We start from the raw sequence: 24,612 nt of genomic DNA on the forward strand, positions 1-24,612 counted from the left end.
AAAAAGCAATTAAGGAGTTCATGATGTCAGAGAAATTTACAAGACCAAGTAAAGATGAATATTTTAAAGAAATTGTCCAAGTGGTTGCAAAACGATCAACTTGTAACCATGCTCAAGTAGGAGCTTTATTGGTCAGTCCTAATGGTCAACTTCTCTCTACGGGATATAATGGTGCGGTTTCGGGGATGCCACATTGTACAGATATTGGTTGTACTGAAGATAAATATGGACACTGTGTAGCAACGGTTCATGCAGAACAAAATGCGATTGCTCAAGCTGCTAAACATGGCGTTTCACCTGAAGGTGCGATTTTATATACAACGTTATTTCCTTGCCTTGCCTGCCTGAAATTAGTTGTTGCTGCTGGTGTGAAAGAAATTAAATACATTGATGAGTATCATGCTAAAGATCCTTATGAAGAATTATTGATTGATACTTTAGAAATCGCCTGTGAAAAAATTTAATTAGCTCTGAGAACTTTAAAAACTCTGGCTAATAGATGAGCAATTTATGAAAATTGCTCTTTTTTTTGCTAAAATAGAAGGCGAGGTTATCATAAAATGGGTATAAAATATCAACAAAATTATCAAGTTCCTTTCTATGAAAGTGATGCTTTTAAAAAAATGCGAATTTCAAGCCTTTTAGCTGTGGCTTTACAGATTTCTGGAGAGCAATCAACGGCACTTGGACGCTCAGATGTCTGGGTATTTGAGAGATATGGCCTCTTTTGGGCAGTTATTGAATATGAATTGACGATTCATCGTTTACCAGAATTTAATGAAAAAATAACAATTGAAACTGAAGCAACTAGTTATAATAAATTCTTTTGTTATCGTAATTTCTCATTTTTAGATGAAAATGGAGAAGTTTTAGTTGAAATTCGTTCAACTTGGGTTTTGATGGATAAGGCAACGAGAAAAATTGACCGTGTATTGGATGAAATTGTTGATCCTTATGAATCTGAAAAAGTATCAAAAATTTCACGTCCTCATAAATTCCGTAAAATTGACGAATTTAGTGATGCTCAAAAAATTGTTTATCCTGTCCGTTTTTCAGCATTAGATATGAATGGACATGTTAATAATGCGAAATATTATGATTGGGCAGCTGATATGGTGGATTTTGAATTCCGTAAAAGTCATCAACCCAAACATGTATTTATAAAATATAATCATGAAGTCCTTTATGGTGAAGAAATTAATGCTTTAATGTCTTGGGAAGACGAAGTGAGTCATCACAATTTTAATGACGGAAGTACTCAAATTGAAATTCACTGGGGAAAAATTTAATGACAGCTCTGTCAGTAAATTTTAGTGATAAAAAGTAGAAGAGAATAAAATGACAAATAAAAAATATGGTGGTTACTTAATTGACCTTGACGGGACAATTTACTTGGGAAATAAGCGTATTCCTGCAGGCGAGAATTTCATTCATCGGCTACAAGAGGCTAAAATACCTTATCTTTTGGTCACAAATAACACAACAAAAACACCGCGCGTGGTACAACGCCGTTTGAGTCAACAATTTAATATTGACACTCCATTGGAAACGATTTATACTGCAAGTCTTGCTACTGTTGATTATATGAATGATTTAGGCTTAGAAAAAACAGTTTATATCATTGGAGAAGATGGTCTTAAAGAAGCGATTTATGAGGCAGGTTACAAAAAAGATCGTGAGAATCCAGCTTACGTTGTGGTCGCTTTAGATACTGATTTAACTTATGAAATGCTTGTCCTTGCTACTCTGGCAATTCATAAAGGAGCTAAATTTATCGGAACAAATCCAGATTTGAATTTGCCAAACGAACGTGGTTTGACTCCTGGAGCTGGAGCGCTGATAAAAATGCTTGAAGCGGCAACACGAGTTGAAGCAACCATTATTGGTAAGCCAGAAGCTATTATAGCCAATAAAGCGGTCGAAAAATTAGGGCTTCCTAAATCTGATTTATTAATGGTTGGCGACAATTATCTGACAGATATTCATACGGGCATTAATAACGGAATTGATAGCTTGCTTGTCACAACTGGATTTACAAGAGCTGAAGAAGTACCAAATCTTCCAGTTCCTCCGACTTATGTTGTAGCTAGTTTAGATGAGTGGGAAGTTTGAAAATATTACTGACAGGTCTGTCAGTAATTGATTGCTTTTAAAAATTTACTGACGGAAAAATTAATTTCTGTCAGTAAATTTTAGAATACTTTGGGAGCGCCTATGAGAGATAAAGTCATTTTTGGATTTAGTATTTTATGGATTATTGCCTTGTCAGTAACTTTAACTATTTTTTTGGCGATTCCCTTATTTTTTGGTGAAATTTTTTGGTATCAATTAACCGATTTAGTTCAAATGACTGCCGGTAAAATATGGCATAATTTTTTAATTCTGATGAATTATTTAATTAATCCTTTGGAAACGAAACTATCTATGCCTGATTTCCCCTCGTCAGCAAGTGGTCTTCACCATTTCGCAGAAGTGAAAAATTTGTTTATGCTTGTTTTCTTTCTGACAATCATTTTGATTCCTTTCACTATTCGATTTATAAAAGAAAATCTTTCGCTTGTTTTCCATAATGCGCTTAGAGTTGTTATGCTATTTCCTTTAGCAATTGGAGTTATTGCTTGGCTAATTGGCTTTGACCAATTTTTTGTAGCTTTTCATGAAGTGCTTTTTCGGGATAATAGTTGGCTCTTTGACCCAGCGACAGACCCGATTATTAGCGTTTTGCCTGAGCAATTTTTCATGCATAGCTTTTTAATCTTTTTACTCATCTATGAATTAATCTTTTTTGTCATTTATAGACGTGGAACTTTATTTTTAAAGAAAAAATACTGACAGAATGGTCGGTGTTTTTTTATTGTTTGCTATTTCCGAATGATGTTATGTGTTTTTTGAAGAAATAGAAGTAAATAACTAAAAAAACCGTTTAATTGAGATAAAATGAATAAGGAAGGTTGAGCAGACAGAGATTTTATAATCGTTCAACTAGTGAAACCCGAAGGGTTTGGTCGGTCTTTTCTGTAAATCAAATCATAAATGAGTTCACAGGCTAGAAATTCATAAAAGCCTACTCATCCTCAAGGAGAAATTGCAATGAATAATCTAAACTCAGTATTTGACTACGAAGACATCCAACTTATCCCAAATAAATGTGTCATTAATAGCCGTTCAGAAGCAGACACAAGCGTAAAACTAGGAAATTTTACGTTCAAGCTCCCTGTTGTTCCAGCGAATATGCAAACCATTATTGATGATAAAATTGCTGAAATGCTTGCAAAAGAAGGCTATTTCTATATCATGCACCGTTTTGAAGCAGAAAATAGAGCGGCATTTATTAAAAAAATGCACCAACAAGGCCTGATTGCCTCAATTTCTGTTGGTGTTAAAGCAGATGAACATGCTTTTATTCGAGAAATTTCAGCAGACGCACTCATTCCCGAATTTATTACAATTGATATTGCTCATGGACATGCAGATTCTGTTATTAAAACGATTCAATTGATTAAACGTTTGATGCCACAAACTTTTGTGATTGCTGGAAATGTTGGAACGCCAGAAGCTGTCCGTGAATTGGAAAACGCTGGAGCAGATGCGACTAAAGTCGGCATTGGTCCAGGGAAAGTATGTATTACAAAAGTTAAAACTGGATTTGGTACAGGCGGTTGGCAACTTGCAGCGGTAAAATGGTGTGCTAAAGCAGCAAGTAAACCAGTTATTGCTGACGGCGGAATTCGTACCCATGGCGATATTGCGAAATCAATCCGTATGGGAGCAACAATGGTAATGGTCGGTTCACTTTTTGCTGCACACGAAGAATCACCAGGACAAACTGTTGAACGTGACGGACAACTTTTCAAAGAATATTTTGGTTCGGCTTCAGAATATCAAAAAGGTGAACACAAAAATGTCGAAGGAAAGAAAATTCTCCTTCCTCACAAAGGCTCACTTAAAGATACATTGAAAGAAATGGAAGAAGATCTCCAAAGTTCAATTTCTTATGCTGGCGGTCGTGATTTGTCTGCGCTGACAAAAGTTGATTATGTTGTTGTTAAAAACTCAATTTGGAATGGTGATGCGATTTAGTAAGCATTTTCTTTCCCATTGTTCGGGAATACCAAGACTTATGCTTGAAAAACTTTAGCATTTAGTCTATAATAGAACAATCTTATTTATACCTAGAATATGGCTGGGCGTTTCTACCTCGTACCGTAAATGCGAGACAATAAGGAAATTCGATTTTTCAGTAAATTTAATTTCTTTTTTGCGTATTTGAAACGTCTTGTTATTTTTTATAACGAGACGTTTTTCTCACCTGTGGGCACAGATGAGAAAAAATTTTTTTAAGGAGAGAATAATGAAGTTATTAGAAGACCGCATTCATACAGACGGTCAAGTATTAGGACAAGACATTCTTAAAGTTGACCGCTTTTTGACACACCAAGTGGATTATCAATTGATGAAGGAAATCGGGAAACGTTTTGCACAAGTTTATGCAAATGCAGGAGTTACAAAAGTCGTAACCATTGAAGCAAGTGGGATTGCCCCTGCTTTATATGCTGCTGAATCACTCAACGTTCCAATGATTTTTGCTAAAAAAGCAAAAAATGTAACTATGAATGATGATTTATTGATTACAGAAGTTTATTCTTTCACTAAAAAATTAACTTCAACTGTCCAAATTTCAAGCAAACTCATTGAAGAAGGCGATAAAGTCTTGATTATTGATGACTTTTTAGCTAATGGTCAAGCAGCACTTGGTTTGGTTCATTTAATGGAACAAGCTAAAGCAGAAGTTGTCGGTTTAGGAATGGTGATTGAAAAATCTTTCCAAGATGGCCGTCAAAAACTTCTTGACCAAGGAATGAAACTTACCAGTCTTGCCCGGATTGAAAAATTTGAAGATGGTAAAGTCATCTTCGCCCCAGCCGATGATAAAGATTTCGACTAAGCTTAAGCAATAAGAAAATAAAAAAAGAAAAATTTAAGGAAAATCAAAATGTCTCAAAAAAATGAACAAAGCCAGGAGCAAAGTAACTCAAAATCTGCTGTTTTAGGATTACAACATCTGCTGGCCATGTATTCAGGTTCAATTCTTGTTCCAATCATGATTGCTGGAGCTTTAAATTACTCAGCAACTCAGTTAACCTATTTAATTTCAGCAGATATTTTTATGTGTGGTTTAGCCACTTTCTTGCAACTTCAACTACGTAAGCACTTTGGGATTGGCTTACCAGTTGTCCTTGGTGTTGCTTTTCAATCTGTTGCTCCATTAATTATTATTGGTCAAAGACATGGCTCTGGAGCAATGTTTGGTTCATTAATGGTTGCAGGGGTTTTCGTTATTTTGGTTTCAGGAATTTTCTCTAAAATCCGAAAACTATTTCCACCAATCGTTACTGGTTCAGTAATTACAACAATTGGTTTAAGCCTTATTCCTGTTGCTATTGGCAATATGGGGAATAATGTTGATAAACCAACAATCCAAAGTTTAATTTTAGCTGTTTCAACTATAGTGATTATTCTTTTAATTAATATCTTTACTACTGGATTTATTCGTTCTATTGCTATTTTAATTGGACTTATTGCTGGAACAATTTTGGCTGCTAGCATGGGCTTAGTTGATTTTTCAGTTGTTTCTCAAGCACCATGGGCACACTTGCCACAACCTTTTTATTTCTCAGCACCTAAATTTTATTTGGCTGATTCATTAATGATGATTATTATTGCTATCGTGTCATTGGTTGAATCGACAGGAGTTTATTTAGCTCTTGCTGATATTACTGGTGAAAATCTTGATGAAAAACGTTTGCGTAATGGTTATCGTGCGGAAGGATTTGCTGTATTTCTTGGTGGTGTTTTCAACACTTTCCCTTACACAGGTTTTTCACAAAACGTTGGTTTAGTGCAATTATCAGGAATTAAAACACGTAAACCTATTTATTTCACAGCTGGATTTTTAATTGTATTAGGACTTATTCCAAAATTTGCCGCTGTTGCACAACTTATTCCAACTCCAGTATTGGGTGGAGCGATGTTGATTATGTTTGGTATGGTTGCCACACAAGGAATTAGAATGTTGGCAAAAGTTGAATTTGAAGGAAATCAAAATCTTCTGATTGCTGCGGTTGCTATTGCGATGGGTGTTGGTTTTAACTCAACAAACTTATTTACAGCACTTCCAAGCTTTATTCAACCTTTTGTTTCTAATGGGATTGTGATGAGTACTGTTTCAGCAATTATCCTGAATTTAGTATTTAATCATGGAAAAAAAGATGAATTAGTTAATGACGAAACAAAATAAAATAAAAACCACCGTTGAGGTGGTTTTTTTATTGAATTTTTTCGAAATCTCGCTGAAATTTCTTTTCAGAGTAAATTTCAAAAGAACCATCAGGTGCTACTAGGAGGTACTCTCCAAGTCGTCCAAAGGCTGGGATGCGTACTTGATTGACTACAAGATAAATATTATTCGGATAAGCATTACTCAGCTTATTTGGCGAAATATAAAGCCCTAGCCAGTCCAAATGTTTTATTTCTTTAGAAAGGGTATCATGCTCAGCTGGATTTTTTGTAGACATTCCGTCAGCAAGTAATTTTTCTTTGGTCTCCTTATTCATTGCAAATTGACCAGACCACGAGAGCTGTCCCCTCTAAGACCCACGATTCGTTTGCGGGTTTAGTCAGGCTGATTTGCCAATATTCAACAATTTCATTGCCTAGTTTAGCCTTCATAAAATGCTCTTTATCTTTGTATCTCCTTCTTATTTGCCTTCATTATAGCACCCGCTAAATAAAAGAACAATAAAAAAACGCCTGTCAGTAATAGGGCGTTTGTCTATTTATAAATACAATTATTTTAACTTATCTTTTTCATAAGTATGAACGAGTTCTAGTCCACGGAAATCTTGTTGTTTTAAAGCTTCATAGACAATCATACAAGCACAATTTGATAAATTTAATGACCGAACATGTTCGTCATTCATTGGAATACGAATGCATTCATCACGATGTTCATGCATAAATTCTTCAGGTAAACCAGTATCTTCACGGCCAAACAAGAAGTAGTGATCTTTTTCATCATCGGAGTAATCAACGTCAGAATAAACATGCTCAGCAAATTTACTGACCAAATAGAGTTGTCCTCCGTCATTAATTGAATTCATAAAATCATCTAAATTTTTATGATAGACAATATTTACCTTATCCCAATAGTCTAAACCAGCACGCTTAAGATGCTTATCAGAAATTTCAAAACCAAAGGGTTCAATTAAATGTAAAACGGTATTAGTAGCCGCACAAGTGCGGGCGATATTTCCTGTATTGAAATGAATACGAGGTTCAAAAAGAGCAATATGATTCATGAAATACACTTTCTTAATAACAAAAATTTTACTGACAGCCTTATCAAAAAATCTATGAGCAAAATGTAATTATTTAAGAACATTTTACCATAAGCAGAAGAGCTGTCAGTAAATTAATTAAAGTAAAAAACAAAAAAACTAGACCCCTCGGAGTCAATCTCAGCAAGAAGTCTAGTTGGGGGACTAATTTGCTTTAATCATAACAGGAAAGATTGAAACAAATTAATATAATTGATATCATACCACTTCTTTTGTATTTTGTAAAGAGAAAACTAAATTTTTTTGATAAAAAAAAGAAATTATTTTTAAAAATGAGTGACTAATATCAAACTTGTCAAAGCGAAAACAGCAAAAATTTGCTATAATAGTAAAAGTAAAAATCAATGAGAGGGGTTGCTATGATAATTGGAATATGGGCAGAAGATGAAGCAGGTCTTATCGGTGAAGCTGATAAAATGCCTTGGTCTTTACCTGCTGAACAACAACATTTTAAAGAAACAACCATGAATCAAGTGATTTTGATGGGACGAAAAACGTTTGAAGGAATGAATAAACGTGTATTGCCAGGGAGAATAAGTATTATTTTAACTCGCGATGAAACTTATCAATCAGATAATGAAAAAGTGCTCATCATGCACAGCCCTAAGGAAGTTCTAGATTGGTACCATAAGCAAAATAAAGACTTATTTATCACAGGAGGAGCTGAAATTTTAGCCCTTTTTGAATCTGAACTTGAATTGCTCTATCGAACAGTTGTTCATGAAAAATTTAAAGGAGATACTTATTTTCCAAGTACATTTGACTTTGGAAGATTTAAGCTAGTCTCTGAAAAATTTCACGATAAAGATGAGCGGAATTCTTATACTTTTACAATTAAAAAATATGAAAAAGTGAAACAACCATGACAAAATCAATTTTTGGGCTTTTCACAGCTCTCCTTTGTTGGATTAGCATTGTCATCGCTATTCAATGCTTTAGAAAAAAACGTTGGGGTCTGGGAGTATTGTTTTTACTCAATGCTTTTACGAACCTCGTAAATACAATTCACGCTTTTTCTGGAACTTTATTTTAAAAAATAGAAAAAGTGCCTTTTAAGTAAGCCAATAATACTTACTTTTTATGTTAGTGAAATCAGGAAAAAAATAACTATGTCAAATACACAAAATCCAAATATACATTGTTCTTTCTGCGGAAAGAGTCAAGATGATGTAAAAAAAATGATTGCCGGTTCAGACGTTTATATTTGTAATGAATGTATTGAACTTTCAACTCGAATCTTAGAAGAAGAATTAAGAGAAGAACAAGATTCAGAAATGCTTGAAGTTAAAACACCTAAAGAAATGTTTGACCATTTAAATGAGTACGTGATAGGTCAAGAAAAAGCAAAACGTGCACTTGCAGTTGCCGTTTATAATCATTACAAACGAATTAATTTTACAGCAAGTAAAATTGCTGAAGATATTGAACTACAAAAATCAAATATTCTATTAATCGGACCTACCGGTTCTGGTAAGACTTTTCTCGCTCAAACTTTAGCGAAATCACTCAACGTTCCATTTGCGATTGCAGATGCGACAAGTTTGACTGAAGCTGGTTATGTTGGAGAAGACGTTGAAAATATTCTCTTAAAACTTTTACAAGCGAGTGATTTCAATATTGAACGTGCTGAACGTGGAATTATCTATATCGATGAAATTGATAAAATTGCTAAAAAATCTGAAAATGTATCAATTACTCGTGACGTTTCCGGGGAAGGTGTTCAACAAGCCCTTTTGAAAATTATTGAAGGGACAGTAGCTAGTGTTCCACCACAAGGTGGACGTAAACACCCTAATCAAGAAATGATTCAAATTGATACCAAAAATATCTTATTTATCGTTGGTGGAGCTTTTGACGGGATTGAAGAAATTGTCAAACAACGTTTAGGTGAAAAAATTATTGGTTTTGGTGCCAATAATAAAAAATTAAATGACGATGATTCTTATATGCAAGAAATTATTGCCGAGGACATTCAAAAATTCGGATTAATCCCTGAATTTATTGGTCGTCTGCCAATTGTTGCTGCTTTGGAACGTCTGACCGAAGAGGATTTGATTCAAATTTTGACAGAACCTAAAAACGCTTTGATTAAACAATATAAACAACTCCTTTTATTTGATAATGTTGAACTTGAATTTGAAGATGAAGCCCTCATGGCAATTGCTAGAAAAGCAATTGAGCGCAAAACAGGAGCGCGTGGACTTCGTTCAATTATTGAGGAAGTAATGATGGATATCATGTTTGAAGTTCCAAGTCATGAAGAAATTACCAAAGTTATTATTAATGAAGCAGTTGTTGACGGGAAAGCTGAGCCACAAATGATTCGAGAGGCCAAGAAAAAATGACCATAAATACAAATAATCTGACAATAACAATTTCAGCAGCATCAAAAAAACAATATCCAGAAAATGATTGGCCAGAAATTGCCTTAGCTGGGCGTTCAAATGTCGGTAAATCAAGTTTTATTAATACTTTACTTAATCGTAAAAACTTTGCCAGAACTTCTGGTCAACCTGGTAAAACACAGTTGCTCAATTTTTATAATATTGATGATCAACTTCATTTCGTTGACGTACCTGGTTACGGCTACGCTCGCGTTTCTAAAAAGGAACGCGAAAAATGGGGTAAAATGATTGAGGAATATTTGACAACAAGAGAAAATTTAAAAGCAGTTGTCAGCTTAGTTGATATTCGTCATGAACCCTCAGAAGATGATTTGATGATGTATGAGTTTTTGAAATACTACCATATTCCAGTGATTTTAGTTGCGACCAAAGCCGATAAAGTTCCACGTGGTAAGTGGAATAAACATGAATCTATTATCAAAAAAGCAATGAAATTTGATAGTACAGATGATTTTATTATCTTTTCTTCTACTGATAAGACAGGATTTGAAGAAGCTTGGGAAGCGATTTTAAGATATCTCTGAAAATAGTGCTATGAAGAGATTCATAGCCTTTTCTACACTTAAAAAGAGGAAATATGTACAAAATAAAACTTAATAATATAAAATTTAGGGCACATATTGGTGTTCTGCCAGAAGAAAAAGTTCTCGGACAAAATCTCGAAATTGATTTAATCGTGGAAACAAATTTTGATTTTTCAGGAAAAGACGAATTAGATGAAACTTTGTCTTATGTTGATTTCTATGAGGCAACAAAAGCAGTTGTAGAATCTTCAAAAGCTGATTTAATTGAACATGTTGCCTTTGAAATTATTCAAGCAGTAAAGGCTACTTCAGAGCGTATATCAACGGTTGAAGTCCATCTTAGAAAATTAGCCGTACCGATTGAAGGAATTTTTGATTCAGCTGAAATTGAGATGAGAGGCTAAAGCTGGTTTTTAAGATAAATATTTTAAAGAGATAGAAGAGAAACAAAATCATAAAAGATTATGTCTAAATGGAGGACTTATGCAAACAACTTACTTAAGCATGGGAAGTAATATTGGTGACCGTCAGTATTATTTACATGAAGCCATTCGTTTATTGGGAAAACACCCTAAAATTATGATTGAAAAAGTATCAAATTTTTATGAAAGTACTCCAGTCGGCGGCGTCAAACAAGATGATTTTACTAATTTGGCATTAAAGGTGGCAACGCTACTTGAACCTTTGGAATTATTATCTTTTATTCATGAAGTTGAGCTATCTTTGAACCGTGAGCGAAAAATTCATTGGGGGCCAAGAACAATTGATATTGATATTATTTTCTATAACGACTTAGAAATGCAAGAAGAAAACTTGGTTATTCCACATAAAGAAGCTTTTAATCGTCTTTTTGTCTTGAAACCTATTTTTGAACTTATTGATAAAGACTTTAAATATTATGCGTCAATAGAAAAAGCAATAGCCGAACTTTCAGTAAGTGAACAAGAGCTCCATGTGATAAAAGAAGAAAAAACACCAAGAAATCGTATTGAAGATGCTGTTAAAGAGATTCTCTTTGCAGTAGGTGAAAATCCAAATCGAGAAGGATTACTTGAAACTCCAGCGAGAGTAGCTAAAATGTATGAAGAAATTCTTTCGTCACAACGCTTAAGCAAGTTTAATGAGTATAAACTTTTTGAAATTGATTCTTCTAAAACGGATTCAATCGTGTTGATTAAAGATATTCCTTTTTATTCAATGTGTGAGCATCATATGTTACCATTTTTTGGGAAAGCTCATGTTGCCTATATTCCAGCTGATGGAAAAATTATTGGCTTGTCAAAAATTCCCCGTTTAGTTGATTATGTTTCGCGCAAACTCTCAGTTCAAGAAAATATCACTCATGATATTGGAGATGTTTTGACTGATATTTTGAATCCTAAAGGAGTGGCAGTTCTTGTTGAAGGACGTCATATGTGCGTTGAAATGCGTGGAGTAAAAAAAGTAAATTCTATTACTAAAACTTCTTATTTTTTAGGTGAATTTAAAGAAAATAATGAAAAAAGAATGGAATTTTTAGAAAGTCTTTTATGAAAATCTTAGAACTTAATCAAGAATCTTTTTCTCTTAAAAATATTATCCTAAAATTTGATGAGTTAAATCACAATGAAATGATTTCTCTTCAAAAAAAACTTTATCGAAATGGTAGTTTGACAAGACTGGCTCCAGACTCCTTGTTAGTAGTTTTAACAATTGATGACTTAGCAAAATTGATTAATCTTTTTGAAAATGATGAAGATAAAAAAATGCTTGAAGTGATTTATAAGCGTCATCAAATCATTTGGTCAGGTAAAAATTTCAATTTTGATTTAACTAGAAAGTCAATTGTCTATTCAATCGTCAATGTTACACCAGACTCTTTTTATGATGGAGATCCAGATAATTTAAACCTCTCTCATATTTTAAAAAGAGTAGAAGCTGATTTAGAAAATGGAGCTTCTGTTCTTGAGCTGGGAGGGAAATCATCGAAACCAGGATATGACGATATTAGCCCAGAAGAGGAATGGAACAGACTGAAAGAACCTATTCTTGAGTTGAAAAAAAACTTTCCTAAAGCGATTTTTGCTGTCGATACGGATGAAGCTTATGTCATGGAACGAGTTTTAGACGCTGGGGTTGATATTATTAACGATATTGATGGTTTTGATACAAATGATAAATTAAAAGTGGTAGAAAAGTATCAACCGGCTTTAGTTGCTATGAATAATGGGCGAGCTGGTTTTAGTTATGCTGATAATGTTTATGAAGAACTTCCATTATTTTTTGAAAATAAAAAAGAAGAGTTACTTCAACTTGGTTTAAAAGCTGAACAAATCGTTATTGATCCTGGAGTTGGTTTTTTTAATGGAGATTCAGGTTCAGATAGTCTTGAGCGGGTTAAATCAACTGAAATTTTAAGCAGAATAGGTTTACCTCTTATGATTGCAATCTCTCGTAAGTCATTTATGGGAAAACTCTTCAATGCCCAAGGAGATGAGCGGCTTTTTTCAAGCCTTGTCCTAGAAGCGCAAATGGTTGCTGACGGGGGACGGATTTTGCGTGTTCATGATGTTAAGGAGACTAAACGTTTACTCGATGCAATTGAAATTTATAAGGAATTTTAAAAATGAATGAAGACCTAATTGCTGAAATTCAAGCTTTATCTGCTATTGGAAGTGAAGAAAAATTTTCCGAGATTATTCGATTATTGAAAAATTCGACTTTAGAGCTTCGGGGGAAAAAGAATCCAGATTTACAATTGTCAGCAAGTGCATTAGTTTTTAAAAAACATAAACTATTTTTTATTGAACACCCTTATCAAAAGGAGCTTTTGCTTCCAGCAGGTCATGTTGAACTAGGAGAAAAGCCATTGGAAACTGCGATTCGTGAGTTCCATGAAGAAACAGGTTTTTCAGCGTCAGAATCAGGCAAGTTGGTAGATGTTAACTTGATTAATATTCCTTACAACAAAATTAAGAATGAGAAAGAACATCAACACATTGATTTTCGTTTTCTATTGGAATTAAAAGAAAAAGAAGCAGACCTTGCTGAATTGCCTTTTTTCCTTCTTGATAGGACTGAAGCTCCTGATGAATTTAAAAAATATTATCAATACAAAAGATAAAGTAGAAAAGGTCACAAAATGTCTATAGAAGAAGCATTGGAATGGATACATTCACGTTTAAAATTTAATATTCGCCCAGGCCTAAGTCGTGTTTCGGCCCTTTTAGAATTGCTTGGTCATCCAGAAGAGTCTTTGTCAATGATTCACGTTGCTGGAACAAATGGAAAAGGCTCCACAGTCGCTTTCACACGCTCAATCTTTATGCAGGCAGGTCTGAAGGTTGCTTCTTTCACAAGTCCTTTCATCACCACTTTTGGTGAGCGGATGTCGATTAATGCACTCCCGATTGCTGATGATAAATTAATTTATTATGTAGAATTGATCCAGCCTCTTGTTGCTGAACTTGATAAAGATGCTGAACTAACTGGAATTACCGAATTTGAAATTATCACGGCAATGGCTTTTAAATATTTCGCTGATGAGCAGGTTGATTTAGCGGTTATTGAAGTTGGTTTAGGCGGACTTCTTGATTCAACAAATGTGATTAAACCTGTTGTTTCTGGAATTACAACAATTGGTTTAGATCATATTGATATTCTTGGTTCGACCATTGAAGAAATCGCAGCTCAAAAGGCTGGAATTATTAAACCAGGAATTCCAGTAGTTGTTGGAAATATTGAATTAAAAGCACTTCGGGTTATACGGGAAGTGGCTAGAAAAAATACAGCGCGTGTTTATCAATTTCCATATGATTATCGTACGGAAGTGGAAGAACACGAACATTTTAATTTCTTTTCTGGTCAAGAAGCAATATTGGATATTGAAAAATCTTTAGTTGGCTTACATCAAATAGAAAATGCTGGTATGGCTATTGAACTTTCTCAGGTTTATGCAAGTAAGGTTGGGATTGAATTGACTGAGGATGTGATTCGTTCTGGAATTCGTGAAGCTTTTTGGCCAGCTCGTATGGAAAAATTGGGTGAAAAACCACTCATTTTACTGGATGGTGCTCATAATGTTCATGCGATGAATCGTTTGCTTGAAAACCTTAGCTCTGAGTTTCCAGATAAAAAGATTACAATCATTTTTTCAGCCATTACTACAAAAGATATTAGTCAAATGATAAAAATGCTTCAAACTGTGAAAAATTCGCATCTGATTTTGACAACTTTTGATTATCCGAAAGCTTTGAATTTGGGGGATTTTCAAAAATTGGAAGAAGAAGGGGTTGAATTGGCTCCAAGTTGGGAATTAGCTTTAGTTCGTGCGCAAAAAAATTTAGCTGAAGATGATTTGTTATTAGTTACAGGCTCTCTCTATTTCTCATCTCAAGTTCGTGAGTTTTTGAAAAAAGAGAAGTAATAACTAAAATGATTTTTTAGTTTTTAAAATTAATAAATAGTTGTAAATTTAAAAAATTCGGCTATAATAAAATAGATTTATAAATTCATTTCTTTCTTTTGAAGAAATGACGAGGAGGAAAAGACAATTTTGATCGTATTAGCAGGTACAATTGGTGCAGGGAAGTCGAGTCTAGCAAAGGCTTTAGGAGAACATTTGAAAACGGATGTTTTTTATGAAGCGGTGGACAATAATCCTGTTCTTGATCTTTATTATCAAGACCCTCAAAAGTATGCTTTCTTGCTACAAATCTATTTTTTGAATAAACGTTTTGAATCAATTAAAATGGCTTATCGTCAGGATAATAACGTGCTTGACCGTTCGATTTTTGAGGATGAACTTTTCCTAACTTTGAACTATAAAAATGGAAATGTAACAAAAACTGAATTGGAAATTTATCAAGATTTATTAGCAAATATGTTAGAAGAACTTGATGGAATGCCCAAAAAATGTCCGGATTTATTGGTTTATATTGATGTGTCATTTGAAACAATGCTCTCAAGAATTGCACAACGTGGACGTTCATTTGAACAAATTGAAAATCAAGAAGGACTAAAAGATTATTATGCTCAAGTGCATGATGAATATCCTGATTGGTATAAAAATTACAACATTTCGCCAAAATTGAGAATCGATGGTGATTCTATTGATTTTGTCAATAATCCTGAACATCTTGATGAAGTTTTGGGACAAATCGATGATGAGTTGAAAAAACTAGATTTGCTTTAAAAAATAGTGAAATTATTATTACTGACAAGGCTGTCAGTAATTTTTATTCTTTTAAATTTACTGAGCTTTCTGTCAGTAAATTTTTTCGATAAAAATGGTATAATATTAAGAAATTGAGCGAAAGTTATTTTTTGAATTATCTTAAAATTTAATTTTTGTTTGAAAAGGAGAAGTGATGACAGTAAATATAGCAATATTGGGGTTTGGGACAGTTGGAACTGGGCTTCCAACTTTAATTTCTGAGAATAAAGAAAAACTATCAAAAATTTTAGATGAAGAAATCGTCATTTCAAAAGTTTTGATGAGAGATGAAAAAGCAATTGAAAAAGCTAGAGCACAGGGTTATCAATATGATTTTGTTCTAACTTTAGAAGAAATTTTGGCTGATTCTGAGATTTCAATTGTTGTTGAGTTGATGGGACGGATTGAACCGGCTAAGACCTACATTACGAAAGTGATTAAAGCGGGTAAAAATGTTGTCACAGCCAATAAGGATTTACTGGCTGTTCATGGAACTGAATTGCGTGCTTTGGCAGAGAAACATCATGTTGCTCTTTATTATGAAGCGGCTGTTGCTGGTGGGATTCCAATCTTAAGAACTTTAGCCAATTCATTTTCATCAGACAAAATCACACATCTTTTAGGAATTCTTAATGGAACAAGTAATTTTATGATGACGAAAATGTCAGAGGAGGCATGGACTTACGACCAATCTTTGGCCAAAGCTCAAGAACTTGGTTATGCTGAATCTGACCCAACAAATGATGTTGACGGAATTGATGCCAGTTATAAATTAGCGATTTTAAGTGAATTTGCTTTCGGAATGACTCTAAGTCCTGATCAAATTTCTAAATCTGGCCTCAGAACGATTCAAAAAACTGACGTTGAAATTGCTCAACAATTTGGCTATGTTTTAAAATTGACAGGTGAAATTAATGAGGTTGAATCAGGAATTTTCGCTGAGGTTAGCCCAACTTTTCTTCCAAAAAGTCATCCATTGGCCAGTGTCAATGGTGTTATGAATGCTGTTTTTATTGAATCAGATGGAATTGGGGATTCAATGTTCTATGGGGCGGGAGCAGGTCAAAAGCCAACCGCTACGAGTGTTTTAGCTGATATTGTTCGAATTGTTAAACGGGTAAAAGATGGAACAATTGGGAAGCCGTTTAATGAATACGCACGTCCAACGAGCTTAGCTAATCCTCATGATATTGTAAATAAATATTATTTTTCCGTTGAAACACCAGATTCAACTGGGCAATTATTGCGCTTGGTGGAGTTATTTACAAGTGAAGATGTCTCTTTTGAACAAGTTTTACAACAAAAAGGTGATGGACATCGTGCAGTTGTTGTGATTATCAGTCATCAGATTAACCGCGTTCAACTTTTGGCCATTCAAGATAAATTAAAAGAAGAAGTAGATTTTAAATTACTTAATTATTTTAAAGTTTTGGGGGACTAGGAAAATGAAAATTATTGTACCAGCGACATCAGCAAATTTAGGTGCAGGTTTTGACTCAATTGGTATTGCGGTCAACTTGTATTTGACAGTGGAAGTACTTGAAGAAAGTAATGATTGGAAAATTGACCATGATTTAGGAAATAATATTCCTACTGACGAAAAAAATTTATTACTGACCACGCTGTCAGCAGTTTTGAAAGCTAAAAATAGTAGTCTGTCAGCAAAATATCATTTGAAAATGACTTCGGAAGTTCCTTTAGCAAGAGGTTTGGGTTCATCAAGTTCAGTCATTATTGCTGGTATTGAATTGGCTAATCAACTAGCAAAGCTAAATTTGACAACGGAAGAAAAACTTGAACTTGCTTGTGTAATTGAAGGGCACCCTGATAATGTTGCACCAGCACTTTTGGGAAATTTAGTTATAGCAAGTACTGTTGCTGACAAAACGAATTATGTTAGCTCAGACTTTCCTTCATGTAAACTTCTAGCTTTTGTTCCAGACTATGAGTTAAAAACTGTTGAAAGTCGAAAAGTTTTACCTAAGGAATTGGCTTACAAAGAGGCCGTTGCTGCCAGCTCTATTGCAAATGTACTGACGGCCAGTCTTTTGACAAAAAATTTAAAAGTTGCTGGGCAAATGATAGAGTCTGACCGTTTTCATGAAAATTATCGCGCTTCTTTAGTTCCTGAACTGAAAATTTTGCGAGAAATTGGTCATGAATTTGGTGCTTATGGAACTTATTTATCTGGGGCGGGGCCAACAGTAATGCTACTTTTACCCGATGATAAGCTGAATTTACTGACAGAAAAAATTAATGAGCAAAATTTATCTGGTCAACTTTATTCCTTGGAAGTTGACAGTAATGGATTACAAGTAGAAGAATCTGTATTATAAATACAGATTTTTTTCTTGATTATTTTACATATAAAATGATATAATCATTAAAGCAAAAAAGAATGTAAAGTAGTTCACTAACTTTCATTTTATTTGTCAGAACAAGGTTTTTGATTGATCATTTTTTTTAAAGTTAAAAGTAATGAATAATTAAATTTCTTTTATTGACAGGAAATGTGATTTAAATGAAAAACCATTATTGCCCTACTGTCCGCTTTTTTAAAGCAAGAGTTTAAAAAGAAAAGGAAACTCAAATGGCTCAAACAAAAAAGGCAAAAGTCAGAAATCTGATTATTGCTGCGATGCTAACTGCACTTGGAATTTTAATTCCAATGATTATGCCGGCTAAAATTATTATTGGTCCTGCATCATTCACGCTTGCCTCACATGTTCCCGTAATGGCTGCCATGTTTTTCAGTCCATTAATGACCGCTTTTGTTGCTCTAGGAACTACCCTAGGATTTATGATTAGTATTCCGGTACCAACTATTTGGTTGCGTGCCCTTATGCATCTCCCTGTAATGACAGTGGGTGCTTATGTCCTAAAGAAACATCCTGAACTTGTTCATCAAAAAGTTAAAATCCAAATTTTTAATTTTATTCTCGGTATTTTTCATGCTGGTTTGGAAACTTTAGTAGTTTATGTCTTTTATTCTTTAGGTTTTGCAAATATTGATCAAGCTGCTCTACTTAATCTTCTATTATTGATTGGTTTTGGTGGTCTTGTTCACAGTATAATTGATTTCAATTTAGCGCTTGGTTTGTGCAATGTTTTGAGCAAAGCCTTCCCAATTGATATCTTCGATAAAGCTAAAGGTTTCTTGAATAAAAAGAAAGTTAAAGCCGAAATTTAAGACAAAATTGTCATCTTTAATAGAAAATGATAAAATAAGGATATGATAAAAGAAACTGACCTTGAAAATATCCCAGATTTGCTGGTTAAATTTAATGAACCATTATCAAAATATACCTATACAAAAGTAGGTGGACCAGCAGATATCTTAGCTTTTCCAGCTACAATTGAAGCACTGACAGAATTATTAGTTAAAGCAAAATCAACTGACACAGCAGTTACTGTGCTTGGAAATGCTTCAAATTTGATTGTGCGTGATGGTGGAATTCGTGGCCTTGTGATTTTACTTGAAAAATTAGAGTCAGTAAAAGTGGCTGGCTATACGATTGAAGCTCAAGCTGGTGCAAAATTAAAAGAAGTAACACAAGTGGCACAAGCAAATTCACTGACAGGTTTTGAATTTGCCTGCGGAATTCCAGGTTCAATTGGTGGTGCTGTTTTCATGAATGCTGGAGCTTATGGTGGCGAAATTTCTCAAGTTTTGGTAAGTTGCAAAGTTATGGATACTGACGGAAACATTTCGGTTCTGACTGCAAGTGAAATGCAATTTGGCTACCGTCATTCTGTCATTCGTGACAAAAATTTGGTTGTTTTGTCAGCAAAATTTGAACTCCAAGCAGGTGATCCGACTCAAATTCAAAATGAAATGAATCGACTCAATTTCCTGCGTGAAAGTAAACAACCCTTGGAATATCCAAGTTGCGGTTCAGTTTTCAAACGCCCAGTCGGTCATTTTGCGGGACAATTAATCCAAGAAGCTAATCTACAAGGCGTACGCATTGGCGGTGTTGAAGTTAGCAAAAAACATGCAGGTTTCATGGTTAATGTTGCAAATGGAAATGCGACAGATTATGAAAAACTTATCGCACATGTTATTGATAAAGTGAAAGAAAACTCAGGGGTCACTCTTGAACCTGAAGTTAGAATAATCGGTGAAAAATAAGACAGGATTTTCCTGTCTTTTTCAAATTTCAACTTGATAAATCATCTAATTTAAGCTATAATTAATGGTGTTCTGTGCATATACAGAAGATTTGACCGCTCAATTATACTGATGAATAAACCGTCAGCAAATTAGACCTTTCTATCTGCCAATTTAATGGTTGAATTCTGGATTTAATTTACTGACAGAAATTTCAACAAAGTCGAAATTTCCTTTATCTACCGCTTCAATGGCTTCCTCTGGTCGCATTGAACTGATAGAAATTTCAGCAAAGCTGAAACTTCCCTTATCCACCGATTCAATGACTTACTTTGGTCGCATTGAACTGATGAAACTAAAAATTTCTCAAAAATACTTTTCGTCAGTAAAAATAACATCTCGTCAGTAAAATATTGACGATTTGTCAGTAAAAATTGAGCCAAGGCCAGACGGACAGCCGGGTCAAAAGCCGAAATTGGCGACTTTCGTTGCCTTATTGATTAACTCTTTTTAGGAGTTATGGGGAATATAAAAGCCCCACCCAAGAAAAACACGCTTTGGCGCATCAATAAGAGTATTAAAAGTTCTTCTGCTGTATAGACTCTGCACTAGATTTTTCTGTTTTTCCTTTTGGAATCAGAAAACTTAAATTGATGATGAAACCAAGCGTTGGCTTGGTTTTTTATATTACTTACAAGCAATTTTACGGCTTATCACATCTTTATATTCAAAGGAATTAAAAAAATGTCAAAAACAATTATCGAATTTAAAAATGTCAGTAAAACTTATGCTGACACTGATACAACCGTTCTTAAAGATATTTCATTTGAACTAGAAGAGGGAAAATTTTATACTCTTTTAGGCGCATCAGGTTCAGGAAAATCAACAATTTTAAATATTATTGCTGGGCTTCTTGATGCAACCGATGGTGATGTTATTCTTGATAATAAAAGAATTAATGACTTACCCGCAAATAAACGAAATGTTCATACTATTTTTCAATCCTATGCTCTTTTTCCAAATATGAACGTTTTTGATAACGTCGCTTTCGCTCTTAAAATTAAAGGGGTAGATAAAAAGGAAATTGCCAAGCGCGTCTCTGAGAGTTTAAAACTCGTGCGTTTAGACGGCTTTGAAAAGCGTTCAATTACTAAATTATCAGGAGGGCAAAAACAAAGGGTAGCTATTGCCCGTGCCATAATTGATCGCCCTAAAGTTCTCTTACTTGATGAATCTCTTTCAGCACTTGATATGAAACTCAGAAAAGATATGCAATATGAATTAAGAGAGTTACAACAAAGTCTTGGAATTACATTTATCTTTGTTACGCATGACCAAGAAGAAGCGCTAGCAATGTCTGATTGGGTCTTCATCATGAATGAAGGCGAAATTGTGCAATCAGGGACTCCAACTGATATTTATGATGAACCAATTAATCATTTTGTTGCTGATTTCATTGGAGAATCAAACATTCTAAACGGAAGAATGATTGAAGACTATCTCGTTGAATTTAATGGTCAGAAATTTGAAGCTGTTGATGGTGGGATGCGTAAAAATGAACCAATTGAGGTTGTTATTCGCCCTGAAGATATCTGGTTTACACTGCCTGACGAAGGTAAATTCAATGTAAAAGTAGATACTCAACTCTTTCGTGGCGTCCATTATGAAATTGTAGCCTACGATGAATTTAATAACGAATGGCTCATTCATTCAACGCATAAAGCCATTGTTGGAGAAACAGTTGGACTCGATTTTGACCCAGAAGCCATTCACATCATGCGTCTTAATGAAACAGAAGAAGAATTTGACGCACGTATTGAAGAATATGTTGAAGAAGAAGAAACTGTCGGTTTAGCTAATGCTGTCGAAGAAGAAAATGCCGAAGAAGAAGCTGCCATTCAAGAAGCCGTTAAAGAAGCGCTTGAAAACACGATGGAATTGACAGAACTTGCTGAAACAGTGAATGAAATTTTACAAAAGCAAGAGAATGAATCTGAGTCAGAAAATAAAGAAAGTGGGGCCAATAAGTGACCAAAAGAATTTATTCTGTTCCCTATTTTCTCTGGATTCTTTTCTTTGTTATCGTCCCTTTGGCCATGCTTTTATGGCAATCATTTTTTGATTTAAATGGTCACTTTACCCTTAACAATTATATCCTCTATTTTTCTAGCGGAACTTACCTCTTAATGACATGGAACTCTATTCTCTACGCACTGATTATTACTGTAGCAACCCTTGTCATCTCCTACCCCGTAGCTTATGTTTTGACCAAACTAAAAATGAAACAATTTTGGCTCATGCTTATTATTTTACCTACATGGGTTAACTTGTTACTCAAAGCCTATGCCTTTATTGGAATTTTTGGTAAATATGGTTCAGTTAATAACTTTTTACAGTTTTTGGGAATTGGACGGACACAGATTCTATTTACTGACCTAAGTTTTATTTTGGTCGCATCATATATTTCCATTCCCTTTATGGTTTTACCAATTTTTAATGCTTTAAATGATTTAGATGATAATTTGGTAAATGCGAGTGCCGATTTAGGCGCCTCACGTTTCCAAACTTTTACTCAAGTGATTTGGCCACTTTCACTAAACGGTGTCAGAGCTGGAGTGCAGGCTGTCTTTATTCCCAGTTTGTCACTCTTCATGTTGACGCGTTTAATCGGTGGGAATAAAGTCATCACACTCGGTACGGCCGTTGAAGAACACTTCCTAACGACACAAAACTGGGGAATGGGTTCAACCATTGCTGTTGTTTTAGTTGTAGCCATGTTGATTGTCATGAGAATGACGAAAGAAAGGAGAGATTGATTTGCGAAATAAAAATTCACTTGGTAAAGTTTACCTCACCTTTGTCCTCATCCTTTTATATGCACCTATTTTTTACCTTATTTTTTACTCATTCAACTCCGGAAGTGATATGAGCAAATTTACAGGTTTCACATTAGATAATTTCAAAACGTTATTTGCTGACAGTCGTCTAATTCTGATTGTTGTTCAAACTTTCTTTCTCGCCTTTTTAAGCTCACTGATTGCTACAGTTATTGGAACAATTGGTGCTTTGAACCTTGTTAAATTCAAGAGAAGACGTCGTGAAACTTTACTGGGCTTAAATAATGTCTTAATGGTTTCCCCAGACGTTGTCATCGGTGCTTCCTTCCTGATTTTATTTACAATTGTTGGAATGAAACTTGGTTTTATGTCTGTTTTACTCAGTCATATTGCCTTCTCTATCCCTATTGTTGTTCTGATGGTAATGCCGCTTTATCAAGAAATGGATAGTTCACTCATTGATGCCGCAAATGATTTAGGGGCAAATTCAAGCCAAATAATGCGTGAAATTACCCTGCCCTATTTAACACCAGGAATTATTGCTGGTTTCTTTATGGCATTTACTTATTCTTTAGATGATTTTGCTGTCACTTTCTTTGTCACAGGAAATGATTTCACAACCCTATCAGTTGAAATCTATTCCAGAGCTCGCGCCGGAATTTCTTTAGAAATTAATGCCCTTTCTACTCTTGTATTTCTCTTTTCAATTCTATTAGTTATAGGCTATTATTATATTATGAGAGATTCAGAAACTGTTGGAAAATCTTCAAATCTGACTTAAAACTATTTTACTGATACTTTGTAGCTCAAAGTATAGAAAGGAGAAACTTGAAAAAATTATCATACTTCTTTGTAGGAATTTTGATTATTACTGCCTCGTTAGGGCTGATTACTAATAGAATGAAAGCTGCTGATGGAGTCAAAACTCAAAATAATAGCCTGACCATTTTTAACTGGGGAGAGTATATCGACCCAGACTTGATTAGTAAATTTCAAAAAGAAACAGGTTATAAAGTAAACTATATGACCTTTGATTCCAATGAAGCCATGTATTCAAAAGTCAAACAAGGAGGAACAGCTTATGACCTGATTGTTCCTTCCGATTACATGATTGAAAAAATGGCCAAAGAAAATTTGCTCATTAAGCTAGACCATAGTAAGATTAAAGGTTTAAAAGATGATGACCCTAAACTCCTAAATCCGGCTTTTGACCAAGGAAATCACTATTCTGTTCCATACTTCTGGGGAACATTAGGGATTGTTTATAATTCAAAAACAGTAACAAGGCCACCAAAAACGTGGAATGATATCTGGTCACCAACTTACAAAAACTCAATTTTACTGACAGACAGTGTGCGTGACGTTATGGCAATGGTCCTTAGTAAACATGGATATTCATTAAATACAACCAACCAAAAAGAGCTAGATATAGCTTATCAAGATCTTCTAAAACTTACGCCAAATGTAAAAGCAATTCTGGGTGATGAAATCATGAATTACATGATTAATAATGAAACACCTTTGGCCGTTGTTTATAGCGGACAAGCAGCAGAAATGACCTCTGAAAATAAAAATTTGAAATACGTTATCCCCGAGCGAACAAATATTTGGTATGACAATTTAGCCATTCCAAAAACAGCTAAAAACGTCAAAGCAGCTTACGCATTTATCAATTTCATGCAAGAACCCAAAAATGCAGCCCAAAATGCGCAGTGGATTGGTTATGCAACCCCAAATTTGAAAGCCAAAGCCCTCTTACCCAAAGAAATTCGAGATAATAAATCCTTTTATCCAGATGAAGCAACCATCAAAGACGATGAAGCCTACAAAAACCTTAATCCATATTGGACTGGAATTTATAATGATTTATATTTAGAATTTAAGATGAATAAATAAAAAGTGATATTTAGAGTGATTTAGTCTAATTTGAAGAAAAATGCTTGGACGTAAATAAACAACGAGTATATATAAATAAGAAATAATTTAAATTTGAATGGGTACAGTGGTACAAGAATTTGAGCGCATATAATTGTCTCAGAAAATACAACAGCATACGCAACAAAGCAAGCGAGAAGTTTCACAATGCATTATGACTAAATCCAGCTAATCTTTTGGAACCACACATTGGGACTGCAAAGGATGAA

General features: G+C 34.4%; 27 protein-coding genes and 1 riboswitch. Of the genes, 24 read left to right on the forward strand and 3 right to left on the reverse strand.

The window, feature by feature from the left end; genetic code table 11:
* The first annotated feature begins 23 nt into the window (after positions 1-23).
* From PYW37_RS05780 to PYW37_RS05810, 7 genes are all read left to right on the forward strand, one after another.
* Positions 24-464 carry a deoxycytidylate deaminase gene (locus PYW37_RS05780; protein WP_021721810.1) on the forward strand — a complete coding sequence of 147 codons (441 nt, stop codon included), beginning with the start codon at positions 24-26 and terminating at the stop codon, positions 462-464.
* Between the two features lie 96 nt (positions 465-560).
* Positions 561-1,289, forward strand: a complete 729-nt coding sequence (locus PYW37_RS05785) for an acyl-[acyl-carrier-protein] thioesterase (protein ID WP_017864442.1) — start codon at positions 561-563, stop codon at positions 1,287-1,289.
* A 49-nt stretch (positions 1,290-1,338) separates the two neighbouring features.
* Positions 1,339-2,112, forward strand: a complete 774-nt coding sequence (locus tag PYW37_RS05790) for a TIGR01457 family HAD-type hydrolase (protein WP_012897745.1) — start codon at positions 1,339-1,341, stop codon at positions 2,110-2,112.
* Between the two features lie 102 nt (positions 2,113-2,214).
* The gene (locus PYW37_RS05795; RefSeq protein WP_021721812.1) at positions 2,215-2,832 is read left to right on the forward strand and encodes a TIGR01906 family membrane protein; all 618 of its coding nucleotides are present in this window, start codon (positions 2,215-2,217) and stop codon (positions 2,830-2,832) included.
* A gap of 258 nt (positions 2,833-3,090) precedes the next feature.
* Complete coding sequence (gene guaC / locus PYW37_RS05800) at positions 3,091-4,080, forward strand: GMP reductase (RefSeq protein ID WP_012897747.1); 990 nt, start codon at positions 3,091-3,093, stop codon at positions 4,078-4,080.
* Positions 4,081-4,142: 62 nt separating this feature from the next.
* A riboswitch (purine riboswitch) is annotated at positions 4,143-4,240 on the forward strand.
* 111 nt (positions 4,241-4,351) lie between these two features.
* The gene (locus PYW37_RS05805; protein WP_003132093.1) at positions 4,352-4,945 is read left to right on the forward strand and encodes a xanthine phosphoribosyltransferase; all 594 of its coding nucleotides are present in this window, start codon (positions 4,352-4,354) and stop codon (positions 4,943-4,945) included.
* Positions 4,946-4,993: 48 nt separating this feature from the next.
* Complete coding sequence (locus tag PYW37_RS05810; protein WP_023189312.1) at positions 4,994-6,298, forward strand: nucleobase:cation symporter-2 family protein; 1,305 nt, start codon at positions 4,994-4,996, stop codon at positions 6,296-6,298.
* A 28-nt stretch (positions 6,299-6,326) separates the two neighbouring features.
* Here PYW37_RS05810 and PYW37_RS05815 read toward each other — a convergent pair whose 3' ends face one another.
* Positions 6,327-6,614 (reverse strand): hypothetical protein, encoded by a 288-nt coding sequence (locus tag PYW37_RS05815; RefSeq protein WP_223848639.1) that lies wholly within the window; start codon positions 6,612-6,614, stop codon positions 6,327-6,329.
* 234 nt (positions 6,615-6,848) lie between these two features.
* Positions 6,849-7,358 carry a tRNA (cytidine(34)-2'-O)-methyltransferase gene (locus PYW37_RS05820; RefSeq protein ID WP_010905785.1) on the reverse strand — a complete coding sequence of 170 codons (510 nt, stop codon included), beginning with the start codon at positions 7,356-7,358 and terminating at the stop codon, positions 6,849-6,851.
* A gap of 398 nt (positions 7,359-7,756) precedes the next feature.
* Between PYW37_RS05820 and PYW37_RS05825 the strand changes: the two genes are divergently transcribed.
* The 13 genes from PYW37_RS05825 (at position 7,757) to murB (ending at position 19,652) form a co-directional block, all read left to right on the forward strand.
* Positions 7,757-8,263: a dihydrofolate reductase gene (locus tag PYW37_RS05825; protein WP_010905786.1), complete on the forward strand. Its 507-nt coding sequence runs from the start codon at positions 7,757-7,759 to the stop codon at positions 8,261-8,263.
* A 243-nt stretch (positions 8,264-8,506) separates the two neighbouring features.
* Positions 8,507-9,742, forward strand: a complete 1,236-nt coding sequence (gene clpX / locus PYW37_RS05830; protein ID WP_012897750.1) for an ATP-dependent Clp protease ATP-binding subunit ClpX — start codon at positions 8,507-8,509, stop codon at positions 9,740-9,742.
* Positions 9,739-10,326 (forward strand): ribosome biogenesis GTP-binding protein YihA/YsxC, encoded by a 588-nt coding sequence (gene yihA / locus PYW37_RS05835; protein WP_010905788.1) that lies wholly within the window; start codon positions 9,739-9,741, stop codon positions 10,324-10,326. The genes clpX and yihA overlap by 4 nt, the downstream gene beginning before the upstream one ends.
* Before the next feature lie 53 nt (positions 10,327-10,379).
* A complete protein-coding gene (gene folB, locus PYW37_RS05840) occupies positions 10,380-10,730 on the forward strand; it encodes a dihydroneopterin aldolase (protein ID WP_003132106.1) in 351 nt (116 codons plus the stop codon).
* Positions 10,731-10,809: 79 nt separating this feature from the next.
* Positions 10,810-11,859, forward strand: a complete 1,050-nt coding sequence (folE, locus tag PYW37_RS05845) for a GTP cyclohydrolase I FolE (RefSeq protein WP_023189309.1) — start codon at positions 10,810-10,812, stop codon at positions 11,857-11,859.
* Entirely contained in the window at positions 11,856-12,929 is a 1,074-nt protein-coding gene (folP, locus tag PYW37_RS05850) for a dihydropteroate synthase (RefSeq protein ID WP_023189308.1), read from the forward strand. The genes folE and folP overlap by 4 nt, the downstream gene beginning before the upstream one ends.
* A 2-nt stretch (positions 12,930-12,931) precedes the next feature.
* Entirely contained in the window at positions 12,932-13,429 is a 498-nt protein-coding gene (locus PYW37_RS05855) for an NUDIX domain-containing protein (protein WP_021721819.1), read from the forward strand.
* Between the two features lie 18 nt (positions 13,430-13,447).
* Entirely contained in the window at positions 13,448-14,731 is a 1,284-nt protein-coding gene (locus PYW37_RS05860) for a bifunctional folylpolyglutamate synthase/dihydrofolate synthase (RefSeq protein ID WP_025017057.1), read from the forward strand.
* A 129-nt stretch (positions 14,732-14,860) separates the two neighbouring features.
* Positions 14,861-15,499: a deoxynucleoside kinase gene (locus PYW37_RS05865; RefSeq protein WP_025017056.1), complete on the forward strand. Its 639-nt coding sequence runs from the start codon at positions 14,861-14,863 to the stop codon at positions 15,497-15,499.
* Positions 15,500-15,674: 175 nt separating this feature from the next.
* Entirely contained in the window at positions 15,675-16,961 is a 1,287-nt protein-coding gene (locus PYW37_RS05870) for a homoserine dehydrogenase (protein ID WP_023189304.1), read from the forward strand.
* Between the two features lie 4 nt (positions 16,962-16,965).
* On the forward strand, positions 16,966-17,856 hold the full coding sequence (thrB, locus tag PYW37_RS05875) for a homoserine kinase (protein WP_012897755.1): 891 nt from the start codon (positions 16,966-16,968) through the stop codon (positions 17,854-17,856).
* 254 nt (positions 17,857-18,110) lie between these two features.
* A complete protein-coding gene (gene niaX, locus PYW37_RS05880; RefSeq protein ID WP_025017055.1) occupies positions 18,111-18,710 on the forward strand; it encodes a niacin ECF transporter S component NiaX in 600 nt (199 codons plus the stop codon).
* Between the two features lie 42 nt (positions 18,711-18,752).
* On the forward strand, positions 18,753-19,652 hold the full coding sequence (gene murB, locus PYW37_RS05885; protein WP_010905790.1) for a UDP-N-acetylmuramate dehydrogenase: 900 nt from the start codon (positions 18,753-18,755) through the stop codon (positions 19,650-19,652).
* 153 nt (positions 19,653-19,805) lie between these two features.
* Here the strand turns inward: murB and PYW37_RS05890 are convergent, their stop codons facing one another.
* Positions 19,806-19,946, reverse strand: a complete 141-nt coding sequence (locus PYW37_RS05890; RefSeq protein ID WP_023189302.1) for a hypothetical protein — start codon at positions 19,944-19,946, stop codon at positions 19,806-19,808.
* Between the two features lie 429 nt (positions 19,947-20,375).
* On the opposite strand from PYW37_RS05890, the gene PYW37_RS05895 reads away from it, so the two are divergent.
* The 4 genes from PYW37_RS05895 to PYW37_RS05910 are packed head-to-tail and all read left to right on the forward strand — an operon-like array spanning position 20,376 to position 24,364.
* The gene (locus PYW37_RS05895) at positions 20,376-21,662 is read left to right on the forward strand and encodes an ABC transporter ATP-binding protein (protein WP_023189301.1); all 1,287 of its coding nucleotides are present in this window, start codon (positions 20,376-20,378) and stop codon (positions 21,660-21,662) included.
* Positions 21,659-22,447, forward strand: a complete 789-nt coding sequence (locus tag PYW37_RS05900; protein WP_012897758.1) for an ABC transporter permease — start codon at positions 21,659-21,661, stop codon at positions 22,445-22,447. Before PYW37_RS05895 ends, PYW37_RS05900 begins: the two co-directional genes overlap by 4 nt.
* Before the next feature lies 1 nt (position 22,448).
* On the forward strand, positions 22,449-23,249 hold the full coding sequence (locus tag PYW37_RS05905; protein ID WP_010905791.1) for an ABC transporter permease: 801 nt from the start codon (positions 22,449-22,451) through the stop codon (positions 23,247-23,249).
* 47 nt (positions 23,250-23,296) lie between these two features.
* Positions 23,297-24,364: an ABC transporter substrate-binding protein gene (locus PYW37_RS05910; protein ID WP_023189299.1), complete on the forward strand. Its 1,068-nt coding sequence runs from the start codon at positions 23,297-23,299 to the stop codon at positions 24,362-24,364.
* Positions 24,365-24,612: the final 248 nt, after the last annotated feature.

The organism is Lactococcus lactis (assembly GCF_029023865.1).
In the GTDB taxonomy this organism is placed as follows: domain Bacteria; phylum Bacillota; class Bacilli; order Lactobacillales; family Streptococcaceae; genus Lactococcus; species Lactococcus lactis.